We start from the raw sequence: 25,115 nt of genomic DNA, 5'->3' as shown, positions 1-25,115 counted from the left end.
CCTTTAGGCCTGCACCAGCGGACCCGCGTTTTTCAGGTACTGCTCGCGGATCGCTTTGGCCGAGTGGTACGCAAGCGCGGCGACTAGTCCGGTCGGGTTGTATCCCATATTTTGCGGAAAGGCGGATGCGCCCATGACGAAGACGTTCGAGACGTCCCAGCTTTGCAGATACTTGTTGACCACACTGTTTTGCGGCGACGAGCCCATGACCGCACCGCCTGTCGTGTGAGTGGATTGATAGAGGCGCGTGTCGTAATGCATGCCTTTCTTTCGCACTGCCACGAAATACTTCTCGGGGTTCATCGCCTTCGCGACTTCTTCCATTCGGTGTCCCATGTAACCGAGCATGTCGTATTCGTTGTCGTGCCAGTCGAAGGTCATGCGCAACAGCGGCAGGCCGTAGGCATCCCGGTAGGTCGGATCGAGGTCCAGATAGGCGTCCCGATACGGCATCACGGAACCCGCCATGCCAATGGTCATATAACGCTGATAGGCGTCGGTCACGCCCTCTTTCCACTTGCTGCCCCAGGTGGGCGTGCCCGGAACGGTCGGCGTGGTCTTGATCGGCCGGCCGCCGGTGCGGATGTGGCGAATGCTCGCGCCGCCCACGAAGCCGAGCGGACCGTGGTCGAACTGGTCGCCGTTGAGGTCGTCCATGCCGATCCCGCCCGCGCCCGAACCGATGAACGGATTGAGCTGCGTCCCCTTGGGCAACAGGACGTTGACCCCACCGTTCATCTGATACGCGTAATTCCTGCCGACTACGCCCTCCCCGGTCTTCGGGTCATAGGGCTTGCCGATGCCCGAGAGCAGCAGCAGGCGGACGTTGTGCATCTGGAACGCCGCGACGATCACCAGATCGGCCGGCTGTTCGACTTCGCGCCCTTGCGCATCGATATACGTGACGCCGGTCGCCTTCTTCCTGTCGGAGTCGAGCAGTACCTTCGTGACATACGAATGGGGGCGCAGTTCGAAGTTCGGCTTCTTGAGCAGCACCGGCAAAATAGTGCTCTGCGGCGAAGCCTTTGAGTACATGTAGCAGCCGTAGTCTTCGCAGAAGCCACAGAAATTGCACGGGCCGAGTCGCACGCCATAAGGGTTCGTGTAAGGCGCAGAGGCATTGGCCGCCGGCGCCGGATACGGATGAAAGCCGACTTCTTGCGCCGCCTTGCCGAATAGCTGGGCGCCGTATGAATTCTGCAGCGCCGGGGTTGGGAACTCGCTCGTGCGCCGGCCCTCGTGCGGGTTGCCGCCCGGCTGGATCGTGCCGTTCAGGTTGCCGGCTTTGCCCGAGGTGCCGAACACCTTTTCGGCGAAGTCGAAGTGCGGTTCGAGTTCGTCATAGGTGACGCCGAAGTCCTGGACGTTCATGCCTTCAGGAATGAACTTCTTGCCATAGCGCTCTTCATAGCGCGTCCGCAACTGCAGTTCCTCGGGCAGAACACGGTAATGCATGCCGTTCCAGTGAAAACCGGCGCCGCCCACCCCATTGCCCAGCAGAAATGAAGCGTGCTGACGGTACGGCACGGCCAGGTCGTCGACGCCGTGACGGATCGTGACCGTCTCGCGCGCGAGCTCCTGGAACAGCTTGCCGCGCACCGAGTACGTGAGTTCGTCGGCGACCTTTGGATATTCGGCGTCAGTCGGTGTATCGCGCATGGCGCCGCGTTCGAGCGCGACGACGTTCAGGCCCGCCTCGGTCAACTCTTGCGCGAGGATAGCCCCAGTCCAGCCGAACCCTACGACGACGCAGTCGACCTTGTTCTTTTTGATTGCCATTCATCAACCCCGTTTACCGTCAATCGAAACTGGTCCATACGGGTACTTGACGCCAGGCTGATCGATCCAGTCCATGAAATCAGCGCGCGCGCCCGGGAAGCCGACCATCTTCCAACCCACCATGCCCTTGTTACCGCCATGAATCGGGTCGGCGAAAAAGCCTTCCTTGGTGTTGGAAAGCAGGTAGGCGAAGAACGTGCGGGCCGGGACGGTATCGAATTCGATCTTCGCGTGTTCGAGGTCGCCGAGTACCTTTTCCTGGGTAGGCCGGTCCAGTTCAGCGAAGGTCTTGCCGCCGTATTGCTTCATGCACCAGTCGTCGCAGGCCTTGATGCCATGCCGGTAAATATCGCGCGGCGTCAGGCTCAACTGGTAGCCCATTTCGGGCGGCTGGTCGGGATGGAACGGGCCCTGCATGTACCAGAGCTTGCCGTGACCGAACGGCGTTTCCATCTGGCGGTCGATGAATTCAGGCACACCGGCCAGGATCGCGCCGGGACCGTGCGCATCCTCTGGAATAAGCCGATCGACCGCAGCGCCAATGAAGCGCCATTCGGACTCCGTGAAATAGGTGGGCTTGTACGCGGTTTCGGCACTCGCAGACGCGGGCGTGGACGGGTTGCTGCACGCCGTCTGGGTGAGCGAGGCGCCGGATGCGACAGTCGCGGCGGGCACAATCGCCAGCACCTGCCGTAAAAAGCGACGACGCGGCACCTGGTCATCGGACATGAAGGCTTTCTCCTGGATTGAGGGAATGAAATCGTGCGATCGGCACAACATGGCGCGAGCGATGCGGCCATGACAACGTCACAGCCGCATCGACCCAGCGCTTCAGCGCGATGCCATGTCAAGCGCGCAGCTTGAACGAGCCGGCCGTTTCCGCCAGCGCCTGTGCCTGGTCCTGCAGCGAGCGCGCGGCTGCCGCAGCCTGCTCGACGAGGGCGGCGTTCTGCTGGGTCGCATGGTCCATGCTGTTGACCGCGGCGCTGACCTGGCTCAGGCCGTGACTTTGCTCCTTCGACGCCGAGGTGATTTCGCCGATGATGGCGCTCACGCGGCCCACAGCCCCGATGATTTCGTTCATGGTATTGCCGGCTTCGTTCACCAGCGTCGCGCCGGCATCGATGCGCGACGTCGAGTTGACGATCAGGTCCTTGATCTCCTTGGCCGCCACGGAAGAGCGCTGCGCCAGCGTGCGCACCTCGCCCGCCACGACTGCGAAGCCGCGTCCCTGCTCGCCGGCGCGTGCCGCCTCGACCGCCGCATTGAGCGCGAGGATATTGGTCTGGAAGGCGATGCCTTCGATCATCGACGTAATTTCAGAAATGGCCGACGAACTCTGACTGATCTCGGTCATCGTGGTCACGGCGCTCCCGACGACCTGATGTCCCTTACGGGCGATTTCCGACGCCACCGACGACAACTCGCTGGCGCGTTCAGCGTTATCGGCGTTCTGGCTCACCGTGCTCGACAATTGCTCGGTGCTCGATGCGGTTTCTTCGAGCGACGCGGCCTGCGCCTCGGTCCGCGCCGACAAATCCGCGTTGCCCGCAGCAATTTCACGCGTCGAAGTGGCAATCGCTACGCTGCCGTCGCGCAGAGAGATCACGGTTCGCGTCAGACTCTCCTGCATCTTCACCAGACCGTTGAGCATGCGCCCCATCTCGTCGAGCGAGCGGACCTCGATTGCGTGGCTCAGATCGCCGCCGGCAATCCGCTCGAAATGGCCGACCGCCTCGTTCAGGGGCACAAGAATCGCACGCCGCAACATGACCCAACTGACAAGAGCAGCCAGCACGCCAATCACGATTGCAATGAGAGAACCCGTGCGCAATAGCAGGTAGGTACGCTCGGTCGTCTCATAGTCGCTTTTTGCCTGGTTGAACTGGTACGCTGTGAGGGATTGCGCGGCACCCTGCATGGTGGTGTAGATCTTCCCGACGCTGAATAGAGACTTCAGTATCTCGTCGCGGTTGCCCTGCACGGTGGCCTCGCGAAACTTGTCCAGCTCTTGCTCGGTCGCATCATATTGACGGGTGACCTCGGCGGCCAGACGGTCTTCACCGGCATCGCGCGGTAACGCCAGATATCGCTTCCAGGCCTGATCGGCAGCAGCCCGGACCTCTTTCTCCTTGTCGTACATGTTGCGCGCGTCCTCCGAGCCCGGATTGATCGCGGCCCGGTCCAGCGAGGTGCGCTGCCGGCCGACGAAGATCGTCATCTCGCCGACTGCGATCGACTTCGGCATTTGTTCCGAATAGGTCCGGCGGTTCGCGTCATTGCTCGTGGTCATGCCGGCAAGTCCGAACGCGCCGATGCCGACCAGCAAAACGCCAAGAAAGGCCATCGCCAGGCCGATGCGGCCATTGATGGACAAGCGGGAGAAGAGCATCACGGATTCCTTGATCGAACCAGGTGCCCTGGGGCACCGTACTTGAGGAGACGGCGCTTTACGCGCTCATCCGTGGTTACGGCAGTCTTTGGAATATCTTGAGCCCTAAAAGACGAGCGATCGGATCTGCGCTTTCGGAAACGGGTCCGGTTCGCCACACGCGAGGTTCGCCGGGATCGCGGGAGCCATCAATTTTGAATGCGGCAGGTTCAGCGGATTCATGATTTCGACGTATTCCGCTTTGGACTTGGTCTCAAGCCGCGGATTAAAATGCTTTTCTTAGCCGACTTCGGGCTGGCTCGGTGGCCTTGCAATTGACGCGGACGAAATCTTCGGCCGCCGAGTGGCTGACGATCGATACACCGACCTAGCGATTTCATCAATCCGTTGCATTGAACGGTTGAATCCGCAATCGAGACATGCCGACCACAAGAGGCAGCGGCCGGCCAGTTTGAGACGTTCGACACCGTCGCCCAATTCATCGACAATCGATCGCCCGACCTAAAAGAGCGCGAATTGCACCATGAATAGACCGTGGAAACCACTTGGACGTATTTTGAACGCATTGGGTGTTTTTCTATATCTGTTCGGGATACTTTCCGGCGTAGCTGCACTGATGCTCGCATTTTCTCTTTGGTACGAAAAACCGATCGGATTGCCGTGCGACGTTGTGAGCCATGACGGAGTGTTAGACATCGAAGAGGTAGTGCTGGGAAGCCGTGCCGCATACTTGGACAATGGTGGGAAACGCCTCCTTTTATGGGCGGATGGGAAAGGCTCGCGCGATCCCGCCTCAGGTCCCGCCTTAAGGAGGCTGCTGGGCGGTCTGCCGGCTGGCGCTCCTCTGCACATTGACTTCTGCGGCACACGAGTGGTGCGCTTACGTTCGAACGGCAATGAGTTTTACAAACTTACGCAGCAAAACGTAGAAAAAAACGTCTCACGTGGGATCAAGCAATCTGGGTTGTTTGCTGTAATAGCGTTCTTGATAGCGATATTGGGGCGTTGGCTTGGCCGGCGGCGAGTGACTGTCCGCATTCGAGAACTGTGAGCGGCCGTTGTGGGTCGGTTTCTGTCGTTGCCACCGCGAAAGTGCGCATAGGCCATGAGCCTGATATTGTTAGCGCATACGATTCCACTCAATAAGCGCCGTGGTGGACCATCGCTCATGCGCGTCGCCCCCCGGTACGCAAGTTGCCGCAGTCCGAGTGCCTGCGCGGCTTGAATGCGCGCATCTGTCCAAATTCAGGAGAATCGAGATGGTCAGCAAGAACACGATTTGTCTCTGGTACGACGGCACCGCGTTGGACGCCGCGAAGTTCTACGCCGAGACGTTCCCAGACAGCGCGGTGGGAGCCGTCCATCACGCGCCTGGCGACTATCCTGCGGGCAAGCAGGGCAATGTCCTGACGGTCGAGTTCACGGTGATGGGTATCCCTTGTCTCGGTCTGAACGGAGGTGCGGCGTTCAAGCACAACGAGTCATTCTCGTTTCAGGTTGCGACCGATGACCAGGCCGAAACGGACCGCTTATGGAACGCGATTGTCGGAAACGGCGGCCAGGAAAGCGCATGCGGCTGGTGCAAGGACAAGTGGGGACTGTCGTGGCAGATCACTCCACGCGCCCTGTCGGCCGCGATCGCTGATCCTGATCGAGCGGCAGCCAAGCGCGCTTTCGAAGCCATGATGGGGATGGGAAAGATCGACATAGCGGCGATCGAAGCGGCTCGACGCGGCTGACGCTCTCGATGCCGGACAAGCCCGCGTCGCCGCCCGAGCGTCCGCTTGCGTTGGTCGGGAACGGCTGTCCGGTTTATGCCATTCGACATGCATTCTCAGATCGTCGACAATCGGGGCGTCTCGCAAGCGCGAGGCGGTGGCGATCACCTGTCAAGTCGGAGCGTTTGATGCCTTGGCTTCCCTTCTATGCGTGCATTGAAGATATGTCACGCCTTGAGAGCTTTCTGAATCAATCGAGCGATGTCGCGATGATTCAATCGGTGAGCGCGGGGAAATGGCGCGCATACTGCCCAGTGCATTTGCAAACCGGACGAAACTGTCTTTGGTACGTGCCAAGCGGACCGCTGCCGCTAATGCCCGCCACATACGGCGACTTTCTTGGCGTGATCGACGATCCTTGGACGGGGTGGACAGAGCAGCGACAAGGTGCTGATCCGAATCAGCCGTTTTTCGGTCCGGGGCATCCCGGGATTATCTGGTTGAACGTGCATGAACGCTCGCAAGCACAGCCAGATGCCATCGCTATTTCCTCCATCGAATGGAGTGGAGCACGGTACTCAAACGGCTCCAATGCAGAACCAACAAGGCGGTTTTGGGCTTCGCTGCTGCGCTGGATGAGCCGGCACGCAACAAAGATCCCCCGAAGTGGAGGGTTAGACGGGAAGCCTGCCGAGATATACGCGTTGAACAACGCGCTCGCTGAGATCCAAGCAGGAACGCCCCGATCTGCAAATCCAACGCCCTTTGAGCACGTCATATAGCGGACGAATCCGTCGGTTGATTGACGCTGCCGCGCCCGCCGTTACAGATTGCGATCGACTGCTTTTGAGAACCCTGAAGGGCAGTTCAGGGTCGGTTAGGAACAGTCATATCTTCCGATACCGCGGTCTGTTTGCCGGTTCCTGAAGCTACCGCCAGCAGATGTCGGTTCTCCACGGGAAGCCACCGGGTATGACGGTGGCCCCTCCCCGGCCGCACGAAACATCCCCGTTGAGCGCCGCACTTATAAGGAGAAAGCCTGCGTGATCACCGACGCGAGTTAAACAGCCGTAAAAGCTCCTCACGTAGTTCGGAGATGTCCAGCACATGCTGTGCGCGCGTCACAGCCACGTAAAGCAGGCGCATCTCGTCCTCGTCCAGCGTCAGGCGCCCATCAACAGTCTTGAAGCGAAAATCGTTGGCTACCTTCACCCGTTTCCATTGCAGCCCCTTCGCGCGGTGCACGGTCGAGATCACGTAGTCGGCGTCTGCCTCGGGCGTAACCCGTCGCGCCAGCTCCCGAAGATAGGCGGTGCCGCACTCGTCGACGATTCGCACGATCGGTAGTAAGTCGCGCCCGACCGCGCTCTGGGCAAACGACTGAGCATCCTTCCAGGTTTCGAACAACGAAAATGCCGTTGGCCGGAAAGCTCGCTTGCCGGCCAGCAACTGATCGGCGCCGTCTGCAAACGCCACGATCTCCGTAGGGCTCATACGGATCGCCGGCTTGTGACCCGCTTCGATACCTGAGGCCAGTTGCCAGATCGCCGTCACATTCTTGCGACACAAAATGGCATCGACGGGCGGTGAAATATTCGGATCCTCCACCATGATCGAACCAATGGCCTCCTGGCCGCGAATCGGCGTGCGCTCGCCAAGCAGGGCGAGAACACGACTGGCGAGCGCGGCGAACGTAGGTCCGAAGCGGAAGGATTCGGTTAGCGCACGCTCGGGCGCGTCGATCTGGGCCATTGCATTGACTGCGCCGCGCCATTCATAGATTTGCTGGTAGGGGTCGCCGACGTAGATGATCTGCGCGTGGCGCTGGAGGCGAAGCACCGAGAGCATGACGCCATCGCTGTCCTGCGCCTCGTCGAACAGGATGAAGTCCGCATTGATATGCGGCTCCGTCTGCGCCCAGACTTTTAGATAGACGTCCGGCGCAATCGCACTGCGCCCGCGTGGGTCAGTGCTTTCATTCCACAGGCGCACTACGCAGGGAAGCAACGATTCGCGCAGGTAGTCGGCCGCCTTTTCATCTACCTTCTCGTCAACGGGGATGTGGTAAGCCTCGGGACACAACTGCGCCGAGCGGCAGAAACGGCCCAGGCCGTCGGCTACCATCCGACCCATTTCAAACGGCGTGACTTCGACGGTTTTGCCGGTGATGGTCGGCACCTGAACCGGTCCGAGCCCATAGCGGGCAGCCAGTTCGTGCGGTGGCTCGGCCGGGACGCTCAGGCGCGCGGTCAGGGCGGGAGCAACGGATGCATACGCGAGCGAATGCACTGTGCGCGCGCTGACGTTGGGCGGAAAGCCGCGGCGCGCGTGCCCGGCGATTTCCTTGTTGAAGGCGAGATAGCTGCCGCGCTTGCCGGCGAGATGGTCGGCAATCAGCCGCAGCGTCGAAGTCTTTCCCGCGCCTGCATACGCCTTGATCTTCAGGTCGCCCCCGCCAAGAACCGCATCTACGACCGCGTGCTGTTCGACGGTAGGCTTAAACGAATGGGGCATGGCATGTGAGGCTGAGCGAAGATGCCGCTAGTGTGCCGGAAAATCGCGTACGGGCAAGCTGCCGCTCGGCAAGCGATCTGCGTCCTGCCGGCAGCGCGACGGCCGAATCTCAGAGCCACGCATCGTCATGGCCGGATCGATTTTCAACGGTCTGGGCCGCGAATGCCCAGATACAACGCATAAACCGAGGAGGTAGCCGTCACGAAAATCCTGTTCCGGTTGATACCGCCAAAGGTCAGGTTCGACACGACTTCAGGAATCAGGATCTTCCCCAACAAGACGCCATCTGGCGCGTAGCAATGCACACCGTCTTCCGCGCTCGTCCAGATGTTTCCTTGTTCATCGATGCGGAATCCATCCGGCACGCCGCTTTGCATCTGGATGAGCACACGTCCACCGCTCAGCGATCCGTCCTGCGCGACATCAAATACACGGATATGGCGCGGAGCATCATCGTCATGAGTCGCACCCGAATCCGCGATATAGAGGAGCGATTCGTCCAGTGAAAACGCGAGTCCGTTTGGCTTCACGAAGTCATCGCACACGAGGCGAACGCGCGTATTGTCGGGTGAAATACAGTACACGTTGCAGCGGCCGATCTCACTGTCTCCGCGATAGCCTTCGTAGTCGCTCAGGATGCCGTAGTCGGGATCGGTGAACCAGACTGCGCCGCGCGAATCGACCACCACATCGTTCGGCGAATTCAGGCGCTTGTCTTCGAAATGCGATGCCAGCACGACCACACGGCCATCGTGCTCGGTGCGCGTCACGCGCCTCTCGCCGTGCTCGCAGGTCACGAGCCGGCCTTCGCGGTCGATCGTATTGCCATTGCTGTAGTTCGACGGCGCGCGAAACACACCGATGCCCATGCCTGAAGCCCAGCGCAACATACGGTTGTTCGGAATGTCGCTCCAGATCAGCAGGTCGGCCGCCGGAAAATACACAGGACCTTCCGCCCACAGGCAATCGCCGGTCAGCTTTTGCAGCGGCGCGTTCGGCTGGATCAGACGGCGAAAGCGCGGATCATGAACTTCGAATTCGTCGGACTGCATGGCGTCTCCTTTGCGGTTGCGGATGGGTGAAACGATGCCGGGCCAGGTTTTTTGTCTAGTTGACAATTGTAGACAATCTACTTAATTTTGTCGTGTCGCCAGCGTAATCACGGTGCTTCGGCAGTGTGTCCGGCGAATCGGCGAAGGTGTTCTGAAGGGCATGGCGCAAGACTGGACGATGGAGATGTAGGGGTTTTCCATTGTTCCGATGGATGCAGAAAGGGGGCGCTGGGAAGCAGCCCCGATCGCAGGAATCGATCAACTCAACAGGGCCGCGCCGGAATCGCGGCCCGTTCAACCTCAGAGGAACGGATATGTCGAAGTTCAATGCAGTCGTACGTCTTGCCGCCGGGATTGCCCTCGCGGCGGCGTTGATCCCGGCCCATGCATCCACGCTGGATTCGGTGATCCAGTCGAAGAAGCTGCGCTGCGGCGTCATGCTCGATTCACCGCCCGCCGGCTTCAGAACACCCGACAACAAGCCGGATGGCTTCGATGTCGCCTACTGCCTCGACATGGCGAAGGAGCTCGGTGCGACGGCGGAAGTGGTCGAAACGCCGTCCCAGGATCGCATTCCGGCGCTCGTGTCGAACCGGGTCGACGTACTCATCGCATCGACGACGAACACGGCGCAGCGCGGCATTTCCGTCGCGTTCAGCCAGCCGTACATCAACTACGTGACGGTCGTGCTGTCCCGCAAAGGCGCCAACATCCAGAATGCCGCGAGCATGAAGGGCCATCCGCTGGGCGGCGTAAACGGCACATCGACAGAGCAGTTCATCAAGCGCAACATCGCCGACTGGCAGGACTCCAAAACCACCTATACGGGCTTCGCGTCCGATACGGAAGCCTATCTCGCGCTTCAGCAGGGCAAGGTCGATGCGATTCTCGTGTCGGCGTCGACTGCGAATCTGCTGGTAAAGAGCGGCAAGTTTCCGAACTTTGTCGTCGGCTCGCCGGTCGATCTTCCCGATCTCGACTCGATCGCGGTCAAGCGCGACGATTACCAGTTCCTGCAATGGGTGAAGCTGTTCGTGTGGAACCAGGTTTCGTCGGGCCGTTATAAGGAGCTGTATAACAAATACATCGCACCGGGCGACCCCGCACCGCTCAATGTGAAGGGCGTGGATTTCTGAGCGGGCGGCCGGGCTGGAGGAAGGTGCTGTCGAAATTTCGGGAGGAGATGTGTTCGGTTATACCTTTTACTGGTCGCTCGTGTGGGACGCGCTGCCTGAACTGGCGGCAGGCGTCTGGCTGACGGTGCAGATCGCGTGTCTTTCCATGCTGTTCGGGACGCTGTTCGCCATGCCGATGTCGGTGGCGCGGCAGAGCACGAAGGGCGCTGCGCACGCGGCGGCGGCGGCATGGATCGAACTCGCGCGAAATACGCCCACGGTGTTCCAGGTCTACGTGATGTATTTCGGCATCGGTGCGCTCGGCCTCAATATTTCGAGCTATCTGGCCGTGCTCATTGCGTTGTCCTTCAATAACGCGGGCTATCTCGCCGAGATTTTTCGCGGCGGTCTTGCGGCCGTGCCGGCGCAGCAGTTGAGGGCGGCGCGTTCGCTCGGCATGACGCAGGTGCAGGCATACCAGCAGGTGATCTTCCCGCAAGTGTTTCGCCACGTGATCCTGCCGTTCACGAATCAGGCGGTGTGGGCCTTGCTGAACTCATCGCTCGGCATGCTGATCGGTCTCCAGGAACTGAGCGGCGCGGCCAATGCGGCGCAATCCGTCTCGTTTCGCAGCTTCGAGTTCTTCATCGTGACTGCGGCCATCTATTACGTGCTCGCCAAGGCAGTTGAGTTCGGCTCGCGGCTCGTGTTTCGCCGTGCACTGAGGACATGAATATGGAATTCGTCTTGCCCGATCAGGGCCTCCATTGGGGCGACCTGCATTTCCTGTTCATCGGAGCAATGCATACGCTACTGGTTTCGGTGCTCGCGGGTGCCGTCGGGACGATAGCCGGAATCGTGCTGGGCTGGCTTCGGCATGCTTCTTCGACAATCCGGATCGTGACGGCGCCGTACGTCGATGTCACGCGCAGCGTTCCGCTGATCATTCAACTGATCCTTGCGAACAGCACGCTGGCGATGGCCGGTGCGCAGTTCAGCACGTTCTGGCTGAGCATCATCGTGCTGAGTTCGTCGATGACGGTGGTGACGGCCGAAGTCGTGCGAGGCGCGCTGTCGACGGTGCCGTATGCCTATATTCGCGCGGCGCGCTCGCTGGGTATGAACTATTTTCAGACGCTCTTTCATATCAGCGCGCCGCTCGCGTTGCGAACCGGCCTCTCCGCGTGGATCGGGCTGCTGCTCGGCCTGACGCGCGACACGGCTCTGGTCAGCGTGGTCGGCTATGTGGATTTCATGAAATCGGCACAGATCCTCATCTCACGCACGAATGAAACGCTGCCGCTCCTGATGGGCGTCGGGCTGTTCTACTTCGTCATCTGTTACTCGGTCTCGCGCTACAGCGCGCATCTGCAAAAAGGCTTCGCATCATGATTGAGATCCGTTCGGTCCACAAGAAATTCGGCGAGGTGGAGATACTGAAAGGCATCGACCTCGACGTGAACAAGGGCGAACTGCTATGCCTGCTCGGCCCGAGCGGTTCGGGCAAGTCCACGCTGCTTCAGTGCATCAACGGGCTCGAGCCGATTCAGCAGGGCAGCATCACGGTCGATGGCGTCAACGTGCATGCGAAGGACACCAACGTGAACAAGCTGCGCAGGAAGCTCGGCATCGTGTTCCAGCAATACAACGCGTTTCCGCATCTGACGGCGCTGGAAAACGTGGCGCTTGCGCTGCGGCTGGTGGCCAAACGCAATCGCACCGATGCCAATGCGATCGCGAGAAAGCATCTGTCGCACGTCGGTTTGGGCGACAAGGCCGATCTGCTGCCTTCGCGCCTGTCGGGCGGTCAGCAGCAGCGTCTCGCGATTGCGCGCGCGCTCGCGATGGAGCCCGAATACATGCTCTTCGACGAAGTCACCTCGGCGCTGGACCCCGAACTGGTCGGCGAAGTGCTCGACACCATGCGCCTGCTGAAATCGGAAGGCATGACGATGGTCGTCGTCACGCACGACATCTCGTTCGCGCGGCAGTCGGGCGATCGCATCGCGTTTCTGCATTCGGGGCGCGTGTGCGAGGTCGGCACGGTCAAGCAGATGTTCGAGCAACCGGGCGACGAGCGAACGCAGCGCTTCCTGCACCGCGAACAGATGGCCTGACCGGTTCGGGCCCGCTCTCTTTTTTAAGCAGTTCTATTCTGAATAACGCAAGGAACATCATGATTTCGTTCGACCTCAAGAATCGTACGGCGCTCGTCACGGGCGGCGCTTCGGGCATCGGCCTGGAAACGGCGCGGATGCTCGCGCGCTCGGGCGCGACGGTCGCCATCAACTTTCTGCCGGACGATTCGCGTGGCCCGGAAGCCGTCAAATCGATCATCGAAGAAGGCGGCCGTGCGATTGCCGCGCCCGGCGATGTTGGCAATCCGGACAGCGCCGACGCGATGGTGAAGAAGGCTGTCAGTGAGCTGGGGCGTCTCGACCTCCTCGTCAACAATGCGGGCGCGCCGGGTGTGACAAAAGCGATTCCCGTCACCGATCTCGAGTCGATCACGGAAGAGCTATGGTCGTTCATGCTGAACACCAATCTGTTGAGCGTGTTCCGCTGCTCGAAGGCCGCGGCGCCCGCACTGGTCGAGGCGAAGGGCGCGATCGTCAATACAGCGTCGATTGCGGGCTTCGGGTCCGTGGCCAGCACGATCTGCTATAGCGCGGCCAAGGCGGGCGTGATCAATCTCACCAAGAACCTCTCGCGCGCGCTCGCCCCGAATGTGCGCGTCAATGCGGTCGCGCCGGGTGTCGTGGACAGCTCGTGGGGCATCGGCTGGACCGAGCAGCACAAGACGGAATCCATCGAGAAGACGCCGCTCAAGCGCTGGGCGACGCCGGCCGACGTGGCCGAGTCGATCCTCTATCTCGGCTTCGGCGCACGGATGATGACCGGTCAGACAATCATCATCGACGGCGGGATCAGTCTCTGACGTTGGGAGAGCGGTAGCGCAACGTGCGCAGGCATTTAGGCGGGCGTTTCTCGTGCGCGATAAATGTAGGCAATCACCAATCTAGATCGGTGTAAGGCAGCGGAAACAGCCAGTCTTCGCGCCTGCGTACCGGCAAGTCTCCTGCACGCAAGCGGACGTGCCACATCGGCATGACGTACCGGTTCTGACCAGCAGCATCGCATCGTAAGTGTCCGTCAAACAACGAATTTCAGTTTGACAAATTGTAGATAATCCACAATATTAGAGTCTCACGAACAGTTATCGGGCAGGCCATGACTACCCAAGATCTTTCTCATGATTTCCGCCAATGCATGCGCAGGCTGGCGGCCAGCGTCAGCGTCATCAGTTGTGCGCACGAGGGGAACTGGTTCGGCATGGCCGCGACGGCCGTGACGTCGTTATCGACCGAGCCTTGCTCGATGGTGGTGTGTCTGAATGCGTCGTCGTCGGTCATCCAGCCGCTGCTGGCGTCGGGGCGATTCAACGTGAACGTGCTCAAGCAATCACACGTGGAGGTGTCCAGTGCATTCGGCGGGAAGCTGAAAGGCGGCGACCGGTTCGGCGTCGGCAACTGGCGTAGCGACGAATCCGGCATTCCCTATCTGGCCGATGCCCAGTCCACGCTGCAATGCACGGTGCGCCAGACGGTCGAGTTCGGTACGCACGTCATCGTGATTGGCGAAGTCAGTGAAGTGCGCTTCGCCGACGAGGTGAGCCCGCTCATCTACCAGAACGGCACGTACGCCGGCGCGCTGGAACTGCGTGCCTGAAACGGCCGCGCGAGCTCACCGGCAGCGAGGCTCGCGCTTGTCCCTATTTGATCAATTGAATCGACTGTAGCAAGGAGAACATATGAAATTCGGTATTTTCAGCCTGATGACGCTGCGCGATCATCCGGACGGCGCCGTCGGGGTGATGCGCGACACGAAGGCGATGGTCCAGGGCGCGGAGGAACTGGGCTTCGACATCGCATGGTTCGCGGAACACCACTTCTGCAACTACTCGATGTGCCCGTCGCCCTTGATGATGGCATCGCACGCGGCAGGTTGGACCAAACGTATCAAGCTTGGCACCGGCGTCATCGTGCTGCCTCTGTACAACCCGCTGCGCGTCGCACAGGAAATCGCGCTGCTGGACGTGCAGTCGGAAGGGCGCGCCGTGATTGGCGTGGGCACGGGCTATCAGCAATTCGAGTTCGAGCGCTTCCGTCTGCCGATCGAAGAGAAGGTCGACATGTTCCTCGAATACTGGAACGTCGTGGAGAGCGTACTCAAACACGGTGAAGTCGAGTTCGACGGCAAGTACATCAAGATTCCGCGATCGACGTTCGCGGTCCGGCCGGTGCAGTCGCCGATGCCGCCCGTGTACGTGACGACGAGCCAGGTTCCGCTGCTCGAGCGCATCAAGAACACCGATGCAACGCCGTTCCTTGCGGCAAGCACGCTCGGATCGCCGGTGCTCTACAAGATGGTCGATCAGTTGGACGAGAACTGGCGCTCCATCGGCGTCGATCCGAAAACCAAACCGCTCTCGGTCATGCAATACGTGCACGTGACGGACAGCCGCGCGGAGGCGCTGGATGCGGGCGAGCGCGCGCGCTATGTCGGGCGCATGGCGAATCATCTGCGCTTCAACGATTTGCCGATGGATGGCAGCTTTATCAAGGACGAGCCGTTCAAGGACGAGCAGACGATCGAGCAGTACGCGGCCAACACGGTGGTCGGTAGCGCGGAAGAGGTTGCCGATCGCATCGTCAAGGATTTGCGTCGCCTCAATCCGACGCACTACGCGTGCAATTTCCAGTTCGGATGCATGCCGCTGAACCGCGCGCGGCGCTCGATGGAGCGCTTCGTGTCCGACGTCCTGCCGCTCGTGGAGAAGGAAGTCGGGCCGCTCGAAAACATCGGTGATGAGCGGCTCGGCAAAGTCATCGCGGCTGCGCACTGAACGACGCGCGGCATGTTTCCGGCCGGCGACGCCGCACGCGCAGCGTCATCGGCCAAGCAACGGGAGGAATAGGGATGAAGTTCGCACGATATCCGAGCCTCGAAGGCAGGCATGTGCTGGTCACGGGTGGGGGCGGCGGCATTGGCGCGTCGCACGTCGAGCAGTTCTACCGGCAAGGCGCGCGCGTCGTCTTTATCGAACGCGACGAAACGGCGGCGCACGCGCTGCTCGATACGCTGAACGAGCCTGGCCACGAGAAGCCTGTGTTCCTGCATGAGGATCTTCGCGATATCGGCGCGGTGCAGGCGGCGATTGCGAAGCATTGCACGACGCACGGCGACATCGAGGTACTGGTGAACAACGCCGCGCACGATGAGCGGCATCAGTTGGAGAGCGTCTCGGTCGAGTATTGGGACGAGCGCATCGCGCTGAATCTGCGGCATCTGTTCTTTTGCGCGCAGGCGGTCGTGCCGGGCATGATCCAGCGCGCAACGGGATCGATCATCAATGTCGGCTCGTTCAGTTGGCGCGTCGGCCTGGGCGGAATGCCCATTTATACGGCGGCGAAGGCGGGCATCGAGGGATTGACACGCGGGCTCGCGCGCGACCTCGGCGTGCACGGCGTGCGCGTCAACACGCTCGTGCCGGGCTGGATCATGACCAAACGGCAACTCGAACTCTGGGTGACGGAAGAAGGCAAGGCAGAGATTGCGCGCCGTCAGTGTCTGAAAGATCTCGTCATGCCCGACGACGTCGCGCGCATGGCGCTCTGGCTCGCATCCGACGACAGCCGCATGTGCAGCGCGCAGAGCTTCGTGGTGGATGGCGGCTGGAGTTGAGTCCAGCCGGTTTTTAACAAGCAGGCAGAAATCCATGGGAAAAGTAAGATGACGCAGATTACGAAGGTGAAGTCGGGAAGCATTCTTGAGGATCGCGAAAGTTATTCGCGTGTGGTTGTGGTCGACAACTGGGTGTTCATGTCGCTGACCGCGGGTCGCGACTATAAGACGCGCAAGATGCCCGAGACAGCGGTCGGGCAGGCCGAGCAGGCATTCAGGAACGTGGAAGGCGCACTGGCGTCGGTCGGCGCGACGCTCAAGGATGTGGTGCGCTCGCGCGTGTTCATCCCGCGGCAATCGGATGTGCCTGAAGTCATGCAGTTCATCGGCGAGCGCTTTCGCGGAATCGATCCGGCGAGCTGTGTCACGTGTTCGCCGCTCGGCGGTCCAGAGTATCTGTTCGAGATCGAGATCACCGCGTACAAGGGCGCAGGCGAGCAAGCGCAGCAGCGGCTCAGCATCTCGCTTTAATGGGTCGAGTGGAGGCGCGCATGGCGCTCTGATTGCGTGAGGGCGCCGATGCGGCGTCACGCCACGAAGTCATCACGTAGCGCCGCAATTCGTGAATATTCGAGAACCGCCGGACAGACTTCGACACACGTTTACCCCTGCAATTTTGTATTGCCGGGGCTACCGTATAATGTCGATTATCAACATTCTCCAAGGTGATCCGCAGTGGTTCTCAAGACGAAGGCTGATTTCGGAGGACTGGTCCCGAAATCAGCGCTGGACAGCGTCGAGTACGCTGCCCAGCAAATCCGTGATGCGATTGTCTCGGGGCGATTCACTCCGGGGATGCGCCTGATCGAAGCCCGGTTGACGGATCAACTGAATGTTTCCAGGCATCCTGTGCGGGAAGCGCTGAAGCGGCTGAGCCGGGAAGGCTTCGTCGAAGTGCGGCCAAACCGCGGCGCTATCGTGGCGGAGATTAACCCGGAGAACATCCTCGAAGTGTATGCCCTACGCTCCGCATTGGGATCGATCGCACTCGGCGCGCTGGAAAAGAGCCCGGAGCTTCTGACCAGCGCCGTTCTGCGCAACCTCGAGCGTCTTGCTCGAAACGCGCTTCGATTCGCGAAGGAGCCGGATCAGAGCGAGTCGATTAGCAATCACCTCGAGTTCCAGGATGCAATCGTCAGGGCGAGCAATCTCGAGAAGACCACACGTTATTTCGAGGAGCTGACAGCCGAAGTGGTGCGCTTCAACAACCTTCTGAAGATGTCTTACACCGATCGGGAGAAGGACGCGGAGGAGCGAATCGATGCATTGTCAAAAGCGTTGAAGGAAAAGGACTTCGCGGCTGCCGAGCGGATCTGGCGCCAGTCGTTTACTTTAGCGGCCGAACGATTCATCGAGCGCGTCGCCGCGGGTAAGAGCGAGAATTCTGCAAGCGCCTGAACCGTCGACTACGTAGTCGGCCCTGAACGATTCGTGTTGCGTGCAACCGGTGTCACGTCATCACATCGGCGGCAATGCCGAGGTCGAGCAAAGCAGCAGGAACGAAGGCATAAACGACTTTCGGATTGTTCAGATTCGACTACGCACATGTCACATGACGAACGCAGCAGTCACCCGCGAGGGTCGGCTTGTTCGTTGATGCGCTGGCCAGACCGGCCGGTGGACCATTCCCAAAGCAGCGCCTTCCATGAGGCGTTCGCGCAGCTCATCCATCGCCCATACGCCGACTGGCGCGTTTCCATGCCTCGGAGTGGCGTCTGCCAAGCCGTTTGGCCGCACCTCGTGACCGACTTTTTTCGCCCGTTCAACCCGACAGGCGACGTTGGTCGAAAGGATGACCGTTTGCGACCCGACATAAATATAATGACTGACTACCGTAAAGAACATTCCAGATTGGAATTGTGGAGCTGAGACCGTGGAACTTCGCGCCCTGCGCTATTTCGTTGAAGTCGTGCGCCAGCAAAGCTTCACCGTGGCTGCCGAGCAGATGTTCGTGACCCAGCCGACCATCAGCAAGATGGTGAAGTCGCTGGAAGATGAGATCGGCTCGCCCCTCTTGCTGCGCGACGGCCGTCAAATGGTGCTGACCGACGCCGGGCGCATCGTCTATCAGCGCGGTCAGGATGTGCTCGCCGCGCACGCACAATTGCAGGCCGAACTCAACGACCTCGACACGCTCGGCCGTGGCGAACTGACCATCGGCATCCCGCCGATGGGCGGCTCGCTCTTCACGCCGGCCATCGCCGCCTTCCGGCAACGCTATCCGAAGATCGAACTGAAGCTGTTCGAGCAAGGCTCGCGGGCTATCGAGGCCGCCCTGATCAGCGGCGAGCTCGAACTGGGCGGCGTATTGCAGCCGGTCGACCCCGAACATATCGACGTGCTGCCGATGACGCACCAGTTGCTCTGGCTGGTCGCACGCCGCGACTCGCGCTGGGACGCCCTGCAGCAGGTGCCTCTCGCGGATCTGGCGAGCGAGCCGTTCGTGTTCTATGGCGAAAGCCTCGCACTCAACGACGTCGTGCTGAACGCTTGCCGGACAGCCGGCTTTGCGCCGACCATCGTCGGGCGCAGCGGGCACTGGGATTTCATGGCGGCGCTGGTGCTGGCGGGCGTGGGCATCGCGCTGTTGCCGGCGCCCTATTGCCGGCGGCTCGACGCCACGCAGTTCACCTGCCGGCCAGTGGTCGAGCCGGAAATTCCGTGGGAAATGGCGATCGGCTGGCGGCGTGACGGCTACCTCTCGCATGCGGCGCGCGCGTGGCTCGAAGTGGCGCGTGAGACCCTGCGCGAGCAAGCCGGCGATGACCTGATGCACTGGCCCGACATCGGCATCACTGGGCTTGCGCCACAGGACGCCGGGCCGGGAAACGCTTAGGTTGCCACTACGATTTACGGTTGCTGCTGGGCGTCGATGAACTCAATGCGGCGGTTCGCAAAGCGGCCGCTTGCAGTGTCGTTGCTCGCCACCGGACGCACCTCGCCGTAGCCTTGCGCCGTCAGCGAATCAGCCGGCACGCCGGTCTTGATGAGGAACGCCCGCACCGACTGAGCGCGTTGCTTCGACAGTTGCAGATTCGCCCGCGTACCACCGAGGTTGTCCGAGTAGCCCGCCACTTCGAGCTTGACGGCTTTGCCTTTGAGCGAACAGGCCATCAGCACCTTGGCGGACTGACGCAGATCGTCGACGGCGGATGCCGGCACACGAACGCCCGCACTCGCGAAGTTGATCACCTGCAGGTTCAGCACCTTGGCCACATCGGCCGCCGCGCAGGAGCCATCCGGCGCGAGCAAGCCCTTGATCGCGCCACGGAACGTCTGCGTCACGTCGGCCACTGCCTGAGCCGCGTTGAACGAGCCGATCTGGTACGACGCGCCGAACAGCGACTTCAGACGCTCGGGCCAGCCGAGCTTGGCATCGGCAGCCGCACCGCTCAGTTCGATATGCGCGCCGTCCAGCTTCACTTCCGCGCCTGGCTGCGCCATCAGAGGCATGAGTGCGTCGAGGTGCGAGAGCCAGTCGGCCGGCTTCGTGTTCGGGTCAACGGCGATATTGGCGGTGAAGCCCTCAGCACCGAATTTCTTCGTCAGTGCATCAAGCAATGCGGCTCTCTCAGCCGCACTGCCGACAATCGCCGTAAGTGCCGGCTTGCCGGCGGGATCGACCGTGAAGCTCAACCGGCTGTCTTTGGTGGGCGCCGGTGCGGCTGCGGGCGGTTGGACCTCGGTGGCGCTCGCAGCGGCAGTTGCAGCGGCGGCGGCCAACATCGCCCTTTCTGAAGCGGCCGAAGCCTCAGCATCGCTTGCCGCAACGCCCGCAGCCGAGGCAGCGACCGCAGCAGGTGCGGACGCAACCGGCGCCGCGACTTCTGCGCCCTGCTCATGCTCGCAGCCTCGCAGGAACAGGAACGCGAGCACCGCGGCGATGGCGGCGAGCAGCCACCACAACCACTTGTGGGAACGCCGCTCATCACGAAGAACGGCGTCGACCGGCACATGCGGCACTGGCTGAGCGGCATGCACCGGCGTGGCGGCCGGCACAGCGGGCGCCACTGGATGCGCGATATGCGCCGAGACCGCTGTCAGTTGCGGCAGGATAGTGTCCATGAAGGTCGCGAAACCGCCCAAACCGAGCGCCGACAGCAGGCGGTCGTTCAGATACGGGGCAATATTCGGCAATTGCTGACCGAGCAGCGGCGGCAGTTGTCCAACGCTGCCATGCGCGTTAAGGAAGTGGCGCTTCAGAACGCCGAACACAGCCGCACCGACGATTCCCGTCAGGGCATGCGTCGACTGCGCCGGCACGCCGGTTTGCGCGGCGAGCGTGTCGCTCAACGCATCGATCCGGCGTTCGGTCACGCGCTCGAGCAATTGTCGGCCGGCCCCTTCGAGCTGGCTGAGGCCGGCGGTCGTGGCGAGCAACTGCGGCAGTTGTTCGCCAATGTGTGCGTCAACGTCCGGCGCCATGATGGCGGTAAAGAGCGAGCGTGCGCCATCCAGCGTCGCGCCCTTATGCATCAGCGCAGCGACGAGCGGCGGCGCCGCAGCCGCAATGACTTTCCCCGTAGCCTCCTCCAGCAGCCCGAAACGCCCGGACAGTTGCCGCACCACGCTGTCCGGGAACGCGGACTGAATCAGTTGAATCACGTTAATACTCATCGACTCGCTTCCTTGATTTTCTGAGCGCGTCACCTGACACGCCCTTTTTCAACGCGAGAGTATAGAGTCGTGAAAATATCAAAAATGCTTCAGCAAGATTAATGAGAGAAATTCGGAATTATCTTCGGGCATTTTCCGATGGCTGTTTTATTTCTTAGGGATTCATCCCACGCCACGCTTGCAGGACGACCCTGCCAATGACAGATTGCCATCGGACTTATCAGATTAATCCGACAAGTAAGCACCAATCCATCCAATTTAACCGTCACAGCGCATTTACGTGAAGCGATTGGACGAGGCACGAGCCTCCTTTAATTAATACAGCACGCGCTATCCAGAAAATCATCCGGCGTTATATTGAAATAATTGAAATAACCTGCGCAAGCAAGGCCGCCGGAGCCGCCTCACCTGGTCACCCCTTCAAACCACCGCGCTCGCGGCCACTCCTACCGGCACCGCTGCTGCTGCGCGCCGCGCCGTCGCCATGAACTCGGCAGCCCGTTCACCGATCATCACCGTCGGCGCATTCGTGTTGCCGCCGATCAAGGTCGGCATTACGGACGCATCGACGATCCGCAGTCCCGTCACGCCACGCACCCGCAACTGCGGATCGACCACCGACGCGGCATCGCTGCCCATCCGGCAGGTCGCCACCGGGTGATAAATCGTATCGGCGTGCGCCGCGATCGTCTCGCGCAACTCGGCGTGGCTCTGGCCGGGATGCGTGTACAACTCCTTGCCGCCGCACACCGCGAGCGACGGTGCGTCGAGAATCCGCCGCGCAATCTGTGCGCCCTCCAGCAGCAGATCGAGGTCGCGTGAATCGCCGAGGAAGCGCGGATCGATCACCGGCGCCTCGCGCGCATCCGGACTCGCGAGCGTCACCGTGCCGCGGCTGTGCGGACGCAGCACGCAGACGTGCAGTGAATAGCCGTGCCCCCAATGCATATGGCGGTTGTGATCGTCGACCAGCGCAGCGCAGAAATGCAGTTGCAGATCGGGCCGTTCGAGCGTGGGGCGGCTCTTCAGGAAGCCGCCCGCCTCGGCGACGTTGCTCGACAGCATGCCCGTGCCGTGCCGCATGAACGTGACGAACTGCGGCAGCATCCGCGCAATCCCGCGCAGCGAAAAGCCGGTCGGTTCGATCGACGCCACCCGTTTGTTGATCGTGAAGTCGATATGGTCGATCAGGTTCTGACCGACCTGCGGCGCATCGTGAATCACCGTCACACCGAACGATTGCAGATGCGCGGCCGGTCCGATTCCCGAGCACATCAACAACTGCGGCGTATTGAACGCGCCCGCCGCGAGCACCACTTCGGCACGCGCTTCGAGCGTTTCCGTTTGGCCGCCGCGGACGATCTCGACGCCGCTCGCCCGCTTGCCGTCGAAGAGCACCCGCAGCACCGTCGCATCGGCCAGCGTGTGCAGATTGGGCCGCTTGCGGCCGTAGATATAAGCGCGCGCCACGCTGCAGCGCCGCCCGTCGCGCTGAGTGACCTGGTAGAAGCCGATTCCTTCCTGGTCGATGCCGTTGAAGTCGGCATTCGGCCGGTGGCCCGCTTCGAGCGCCGCCTGCACGAAACGCTGCGAGAACGGATTGCGATAACGCAGATCGCTGACGGTGAGCGGGCCATCCGCGCCGTGCCACGCATCGGCGCCGCGTTGATTGCCCTCGGCGCGGCGAAAGTACGGCAGCACGTCGGCCCACGCCCAGCCGTCGCAGCCGAGTTGCGCCCATTCGTCGTAATCGAGCGGATGGCCGCGCGTGTAGATCATCGCGTTGATCGCACTCGAACCGCCGAAGCCACGCCCGCGCGGCTGATAGCCGCGGCGCCCGGCGAGCGCCGGTTGCGGCGTGGTCTCGTAGCCGTAATTGGTCTTGAGCTTGTTGGGCACGACCGCCGCAACGCCGACCGGCATGTTGACGAACAGATTGTGCTCCGTATGCGGCCCCGCTTCGATCAGCGCGATCGTCGCGTCGGGACAGGTGTCCGCCAGCCGGCCCGCCAGCGAACAGCCGCCGGACCCCGCACCTACGATGATGTAGTCGTAATGCATGTGCTCCTCCTGAGGCGGGCCGCGTTGCCCGCGCACGATGGCGACCGGAGTCAGCGCGTTGGCGTTTACTCCGATCCCATGCAACTTGTTGCTGTCTAGTGCACACTTGTCTACGTGTGCTCCTGCGCATTGTAGGGACGGTTACCGGCGCGCGGCGGGTTCGCGCCAGAGCGATCCCTCTAAACGAAATGCGCAGCGCGACCCTATGATGAAAGGTGCTTGACGAGGTCAACCCGGCAGCGCTCGGTGCCCATAAACGCCGGCATCGCATGGTCCTGCGGCATTCGGAGACAGCGTTCAAAGGCGGCATTCAAACGCGGTACGACATGCACGAGCGCGATGACAAGCGGCACCGCACGCAACGCTAAAACAGCGCCCCCTCGATCGGCCCTCGGCGCGCACCCGGCTAAAACGGAGACAGCAGATGGAACGGCATGGCCCCGGCAAAACGCACGACGTCACGAATCAGGTTCCGCCTCTCGCGGATTACAACCTGTTCGCCTGCGATACCGCCCTCGTCGCCGCCCTCGAGCGCGACGGCGCCGGCTGGCATCGTGACGCGCTGCTGCGCCACGGCGCCGCGCTGACCACGCCGGAGACGCTCGCACTCGCCGAACTGGCGAACCGCCATACCCCCGAACTGTTCACGCACAGTCCGCGCGGCGAGCGCATCGACGCGCTGGAATTTCATCCGGCATGGCACAGCCTGCTCGCGCTGCTGCGGCGCGAGGGTCTGCATGCCCTGCCGTTTTCCGATCCGCAACGCGGCGCGATGGCGGCGCGCTGTGCCGGCTACTTCCTGCATGCGCAGATCGAGTCCGGCTCGCTGTGTCCGCTCACCATGACCTTCGCCAGCATTCCGGTGCTGCAGCGCGAGCCGGCGCTCTTCGCCACGCTGCGCGACAAGCTCTATGCCCGCGAACACGATCCGCGCGACCTGCCGCTCGCGCAGAAACGCTCGGCGATGATCGGCATGGGCATGACCGAGAAACAGGGCGGCTCGGATGTGCGCAGCAATCAGACCCACGCCTATGCCACCGGCACGGGTGGTGGAAGAGGCGGCGAATACCGCCTGGTCGGCCACAAATGGTTCTTTTCCGCGCCGCAATGCGACGCCCACCTGGTGCTCGCCCGCACCGGCGATCACGCAGGCCTGTCGTGTTTCTTCGTGCCGCGCTTCGCCCCGGACGGCAGCAAGAACGCCGTCCAGATCCAGCGTCTGAAAGACAAGCTCGGCAATCGCTCGAACGCGAGCAGCGAGGTGGAGTTCCTCGATGCATACGGCATCCTGATCGGCGATGAGGGGCGCGGTGTGCCGACCATCATCGAAATGGCGAACTACACGCGGCTCGATTGCGTGATCGGCAGCGCGGCGCTGATGCGAGCCGCGCTGGTGCAGGCGATTCACCACGCGCGGCATCGCAGCGCCTTTGGCCGGCATCTGGCCGAACAGCCGCTGATGCGCAATGTGCTCGCCGATCTCGCGCTGGAATCCGAAGCGGCTACGGTGCTGTTCATGCGTCTCGCGCGTGCATTCGAAGATGCCGCCGGCGCCCCCGAGGAACGCGCGTGGCGGCGCATCGTCACACCGGCGGCCAAGTACTGGGTCTGCAAGCGCACGCTCGAATTCACCGGCGAGGCCATGGAGGTGTGGGGCGGCAACGGTTATGTCGAAGAAGGGCCGATGGCGCGCTTCTACCGCGAGGCGCCGGTCAACTCGATCTGGGAGGGTTCGGGCAACGTGATGTGCCTCGACGTGCTGCGCGCCATGGAGCGCGAAGCCGACGCCGCGCAAGCACTGTTCGCCGCGTGGCAGAGCGAGGCGCAGGCGCACCCCGCGCTCGCCGCGGCGCTGCAGCGCCTTGCCGCCGCGCTCAGCGATGCGCCGCACGCGCGTGAAGCCTCGGCGCGGCGGATCGCCCAGCAACTGGTGCTGATCGCCCAGGCCACGCTGCTCGTGCGCCACGCCCCGGCAGCCGTCGCCGATGCCTTCATCGCCACGCGTCTCGCCGACGGCTGCGGCGAAAGCGGCCGCGTGTACGGCACCTTGCCGGCCAGCTTCGATCATGCGGCGATTATCGAGCGGGCCTTCCCGGGTTGATGAGCGGCCTGACGAACGGCG

The 25,115-nt window shown here is 61.8% G+C and carries 22 protein-coding genes; 15 read left to right on the top strand and 7 right to left on the bottom strand.

All coding sequences use genetic code 11. The features are described 5' to 3' along the window. Nucleotides 1-3 precede the first annotated feature (3 nt). The 3 genes from AC1ECK_RS04700 to AC1ECK_RS04690 all read right to left on the bottom strand — a co-directional run bounded on the left by AC1ECK_RS04700 (nucleotide 4) and on the right by AC1ECK_RS04690 (nucleotide 4,171). Complete coding sequence (locus AC1ECK_RS04700) at nucleotides 4-1,779, bottom strand: GMC family oxidoreductase (RefSeq protein ID WP_480316358.1); 1,776 nt, start codon at nucleotides 1,777-1,779, stop codon at nucleotides 4-6. Between the two features lie 3 nt (nucleotides 1,780-1,782). Beyond that, nucleotides 1,783-2,508: a gluconate 2-dehydrogenase subunit 3 family protein gene (locus AC1ECK_RS04695; protein WP_480316356.1), complete on the bottom strand. Its 726-nt coding sequence runs from the start codon at nucleotides 2,506-2,508 to the stop codon at nucleotides 1,783-1,785. Between the two features lie 118 nt (nucleotides 2,509-2,626). Further along, nucleotides 2,627-4,171, bottom strand: a complete 1,545-nt coding sequence (locus AC1ECK_RS04690) for a methyl-accepting chemotaxis protein (RefSeq protein WP_480316354.1) — start codon at nucleotides 4,169-4,171, stop codon at nucleotides 2,627-2,629. 523 nt (nucleotides 4,172-4,694) lie between these two features. Here AC1ECK_RS04690 and AC1ECK_RS04685 point away from each other — a divergent pair. From AC1ECK_RS04685 to AC1ECK_RS04675, 3 genes are all read left to right on the top strand, one after another. Continuing rightward, the gene (locus AC1ECK_RS04685; RefSeq protein ID WP_480316352.1) at nucleotides 4,695-5,222 is read left to right on the top strand and encodes a hypothetical protein; all 528 of its coding nucleotides are present in this window, start codon (nucleotides 4,695-4,697) and stop codon (nucleotides 5,220-5,222) included. A gap of 208 nt (nucleotides 5,223-5,430) precedes the next feature. Continuing rightward, a complete protein-coding gene (locus AC1ECK_RS04680) occupies nucleotides 5,431-5,910 on the top strand; it encodes a VOC family protein (protein WP_480316350.1) in 480 nt (159 codons plus the stop codon). 167 nt (nucleotides 5,911-6,077) lie between these two features. After that, nucleotides 6,078-6,671, top strand: a complete 594-nt coding sequence (locus AC1ECK_RS04675) for a hypothetical protein (protein WP_480316348.1) — start codon at nucleotides 6,078-6,080, stop codon at nucleotides 6,669-6,671. Between the two features lie 265 nt (nucleotides 6,672-6,936). On the opposite strand, the gene AC1ECK_RS04670 is transcribed toward AC1ECK_RS04675, so the two are convergent. Next, nucleotides 6,937-8,403, bottom strand: a complete 1,467-nt coding sequence (locus AC1ECK_RS04670; protein ID WP_480316346.1) for a UvrD-helicase domain-containing protein — start codon at nucleotides 8,401-8,403, stop codon at nucleotides 6,937-6,939. A gap of 143 nt (nucleotides 8,404-8,546) precedes the next feature. Continuing rightward, a complete protein-coding gene (locus tag AC1ECK_RS04665) occupies nucleotides 8,547-9,455 on the bottom strand; it encodes an SMP-30/gluconolactonase/LRE family protein (RefSeq protein WP_480316344.1) in 909 nt (302 codons plus the stop codon). Nucleotides 9,456-9,769: 314 nt separating this feature from the next. On the opposite strand from AC1ECK_RS04665, the gene AC1ECK_RS04660 reads away from it, so the two are divergent. From AC1ECK_RS04660 to AC1ECK_RS04610, 11 genes are all read left to right on the top strand, one after another. Then, a complete protein-coding gene (locus tag AC1ECK_RS04660) occupies nucleotides 9,770-10,591 on the top strand; it encodes a transporter substrate-binding domain-containing protein (RefSeq protein ID WP_480316342.1) in 822 nt (273 codons plus the stop codon). A 49-nt stretch (nucleotides 10,592-10,640) separates the two neighbouring features. Continuing rightward, nucleotides 10,641-11,303, top strand: a complete 663-nt coding sequence (locus AC1ECK_RS04655) for an amino acid ABC transporter permease (protein WP_480316340.1) — start codon at nucleotides 10,641-10,643, stop codon at nucleotides 11,301-11,303. A gap of 2 nt (nucleotides 11,304-11,305) precedes the next feature. Then, nucleotides 11,306-11,962: an amino acid ABC transporter permease gene (locus AC1ECK_RS04650; protein WP_480316338.1), complete on the top strand. Its 657-nt coding sequence runs from the start codon at nucleotides 11,306-11,308 to the stop codon at nucleotides 11,960-11,962. Further along, nucleotides 11,959-12,687, top strand: coding sequence for an amino acid ABC transporter ATP-binding protein (locus tag AC1ECK_RS04645; RefSeq protein ID WP_480316336.1), 729 nt, complete (start codon nucleotides 11,959-11,961; stop codon nucleotides 12,685-12,687). The genes AC1ECK_RS04650 and AC1ECK_RS04645 overlap by 4 nt, the downstream gene beginning before the upstream one ends. 59 nt (nucleotides 12,688-12,746) lie before the next feature. Beyond that, a complete protein-coding gene (locus AC1ECK_RS04640; RefSeq protein ID WP_480316335.1) occupies nucleotides 12,747-13,508 on the top strand; it encodes an SDR family NAD(P)-dependent oxidoreductase in 762 nt (253 codons plus the stop codon). 293 nt (nucleotides 13,509-13,801) lie between these two features. Then, the gene (locus tag AC1ECK_RS04635; RefSeq protein WP_480316333.1) at nucleotides 13,802-14,299 is read left to right on the top strand and encodes a flavin reductase family protein; all 498 of its coding nucleotides are present in this window, start codon (nucleotides 13,802-13,804) and stop codon (nucleotides 14,297-14,299) included. 82 nt (nucleotides 14,300-14,381) lie between these two features. Continuing rightward, a complete protein-coding gene (locus tag AC1ECK_RS04630) occupies nucleotides 14,382-15,476 on the top strand; it encodes an LLM class flavin-dependent oxidoreductase (RefSeq protein WP_480316331.1) in 1,095 nt (364 codons plus the stop codon). A 74-nt stretch (nucleotides 15,477-15,550) separates the two neighbouring features. Next, nucleotides 15,551-16,315 (top strand): SDR family NAD(P)-dependent oxidoreductase, encoded by a 765-nt coding sequence (locus AC1ECK_RS04625; protein WP_480316329.1) that lies wholly within the window; start codon nucleotides 15,551-15,553, stop codon nucleotides 16,313-16,315. Nucleotides 16,316-16,363: 48 nt separating this feature from the next. Then, entirely contained in the window at nucleotides 16,364-16,786 is a 423-nt protein-coding gene (locus tag AC1ECK_RS04620; RefSeq protein WP_480316327.1) for a RidA family protein, read from the top strand. 204 nt (nucleotides 16,787-16,990) lie between these two features. Beyond that, nucleotides 16,991-17,713 (top strand): GntR family transcriptional regulator, encoded by a 723-nt coding sequence (locus AC1ECK_RS04615; protein WP_480316325.1) that lies wholly within the window; start codon nucleotides 16,991-16,993, stop codon nucleotides 17,711-17,713. A gap of 475 nt (nucleotides 17,714-18,188) precedes the next feature. Next, nucleotides 18,189-19,151 carry a LysR substrate-binding domain-containing protein gene (locus AC1ECK_RS04610; protein ID WP_480316323.1) on the top strand — a complete coding sequence of 321 codons (963 nt, stop codon included), beginning with the start codon at nucleotides 18,189-18,191 and terminating at the stop codon, nucleotides 19,149-19,151. Between the two features lie 14 nt (nucleotides 19,152-19,165). Here AC1ECK_RS04610 and AC1ECK_RS04605 read toward each other — a convergent pair whose 3' ends face one another. Next, a complete protein-coding gene (locus tag AC1ECK_RS04605) occupies nucleotides 19,166-20,932 on the bottom strand; it encodes an OmpA family protein (RefSeq protein WP_480316321.1) in 1,767 nt (588 codons plus the stop codon). 420 nt (nucleotides 20,933-21,352) lie between these two features. Continuing rightward, nucleotides 21,353-22,993 carry a GMC family oxidoreductase gene (locus AC1ECK_RS04600; protein ID WP_480316319.1) on the bottom strand — a complete coding sequence of 547 codons (1,641 nt, stop codon included), beginning with the start codon at nucleotides 22,991-22,993 and terminating at the stop codon, nucleotides 21,353-21,355. Nucleotides 22,994-23,417: 424 nt separating this feature from the next. Here AC1ECK_RS04600 and AC1ECK_RS04595 point away from each other — a divergent pair, with 424 nt between their 5' ends. Then, nucleotides 23,418-25,094 (top strand): isovaleryl-CoA dehydrogenase, encoded by a 1,677-nt coding sequence (locus tag AC1ECK_RS04595; RefSeq protein WP_480316317.1) that lies wholly within the window; start codon nucleotides 23,418-23,420, stop codon nucleotides 25,092-25,094. Nucleotides 25,095-25,115: the final 21 nt, after the last annotated feature.

The organism is Paraburkholderia sp. SSBN10T (genome assembly GCF_056619545.1).
This window is presented reverse-complemented; position numbering and strand designations above follow the sequence as displayed.

Excerpts from the sequence above, each read along its gene's own strand:
- AC1ECK_RS04700 (WP_480316358.1), bottom strand. The coding sequence starts at position 1,779 with ATGGCAATCAAAAAGAACAAGGTCGACTGCGTCGTCGTAGGGTTCGGC.
- AC1ECK_RS04695 (WP_480316356.1), bottom strand. The coding sequence starts at position 2,508 with ATGTCCGATGACCAGGTGCCGCGTCGTCGCTTTTTACGGCAGGTGCTG.
- AC1ECK_RS04690 (WP_480316354.1), bottom strand. The coding sequence starts at position 4,171 with ATGCTCTTCTCCCGCTTGTCCATCAATGGCCGCATCGGCCTGGCGATG.
- AC1ECK_RS04685 (WP_480316352.1), top strand. The coding sequence starts at position 4,695 with ATGAATAGACCGTGGAAACCACTTGGACGTATTTTGAACGCATTGGGT.
- AC1ECK_RS04680 (WP_480316350.1), top strand. The coding sequence starts at position 5,431 with ATGGTCAGCAAGAACACGATTTGTCTCTGGTACGACGGCACCGCGTTG.
- AC1ECK_RS04675 (WP_480316348.1), top strand. The coding sequence starts at position 6,078 with ATGCCTTGGCTTCCCTTCTATGCGTGCATTGAAGATATGTCACGCCTT.
- AC1ECK_RS04670 (WP_480316346.1), bottom strand. The coding sequence starts at position 8,403 with ATGCCCCATTCGTTTAAGCCTACCGTCGAACAGCACGCGGTCGTAGAT.
- AC1ECK_RS04665 (WP_480316344.1), bottom strand. The coding sequence starts at position 9,455 with ATGCAGTCCGACGAATTCGAAGTTCATGATCCGCGCTTTCGCCGTCTG.
- AC1ECK_RS04660 (WP_480316342.1), top strand. The coding sequence starts at position 9,770 with ATGTCGAAGTTCAATGCAGTCGTACGTCTTGCCGCCGGGATTGCCCTC.
- AC1ECK_RS04650 (WP_480316338.1), top strand. The coding sequence starts at position 11,306 with ATGGAATTCGTCTTGCCCGATCAGGGCCTCCATTGGGGCGACCTGCAT.
- AC1ECK_RS04645 (WP_480316336.1), top strand. The coding sequence starts at position 11,959 with ATGATTGAGATCCGTTCGGTCCACAAGAAATTCGGCGAGGTGGAGATA.
- AC1ECK_RS04640 (WP_480316335.1), top strand. The coding sequence starts at position 12,747 with ATGATTTCGTTCGACCTCAAGAATCGTACGGCGCTCGTCACGGGCGGC.
- AC1ECK_RS04635 (WP_480316333.1), top strand. The coding sequence starts at position 13,802 with ATGACTACCCAAGATCTTTCTCATGATTTCCGCCAATGCATGCGCAGG.
- AC1ECK_RS04630 (WP_480316331.1), top strand. The coding sequence starts at position 14,382 with ATGAAATTCGGTATTTTCAGCCTGATGACGCTGCGCGATCATCCGGAC.
- AC1ECK_RS04625 (WP_480316329.1), top strand. The coding sequence starts at position 15,551 with ATGAAGTTCGCACGATATCCGAGCCTCGAAGGCAGGCATGTGCTGGTC.
- AC1ECK_RS04620 (WP_480316327.1), top strand. The coding sequence starts at position 16,364 with ATGACGCAGATTACGAAGGTGAAGTCGGGAAGCATTCTTGAGGATCGC.
- AC1ECK_RS04605 (WP_480316321.1), bottom strand. The coding sequence starts at position 20,932 with ATGAGTATTAACGTGATTCAACTGATTCAGTCCGCGTTCCCGGACAGC.
- AC1ECK_RS04600 (WP_480316319.1), bottom strand. The coding sequence starts at position 22,993 with ATGCATTACGACTACATCATCGTAGGTGCGGGGTCCGGCGGCTGTTCG.
- AC1ECK_RS04595 (WP_480316317.1), top strand. The coding sequence starts at position 23,418 with ATGGAACGGCATGGCCCCGGCAAAACGCACGACGTCACGAATCAGGTT.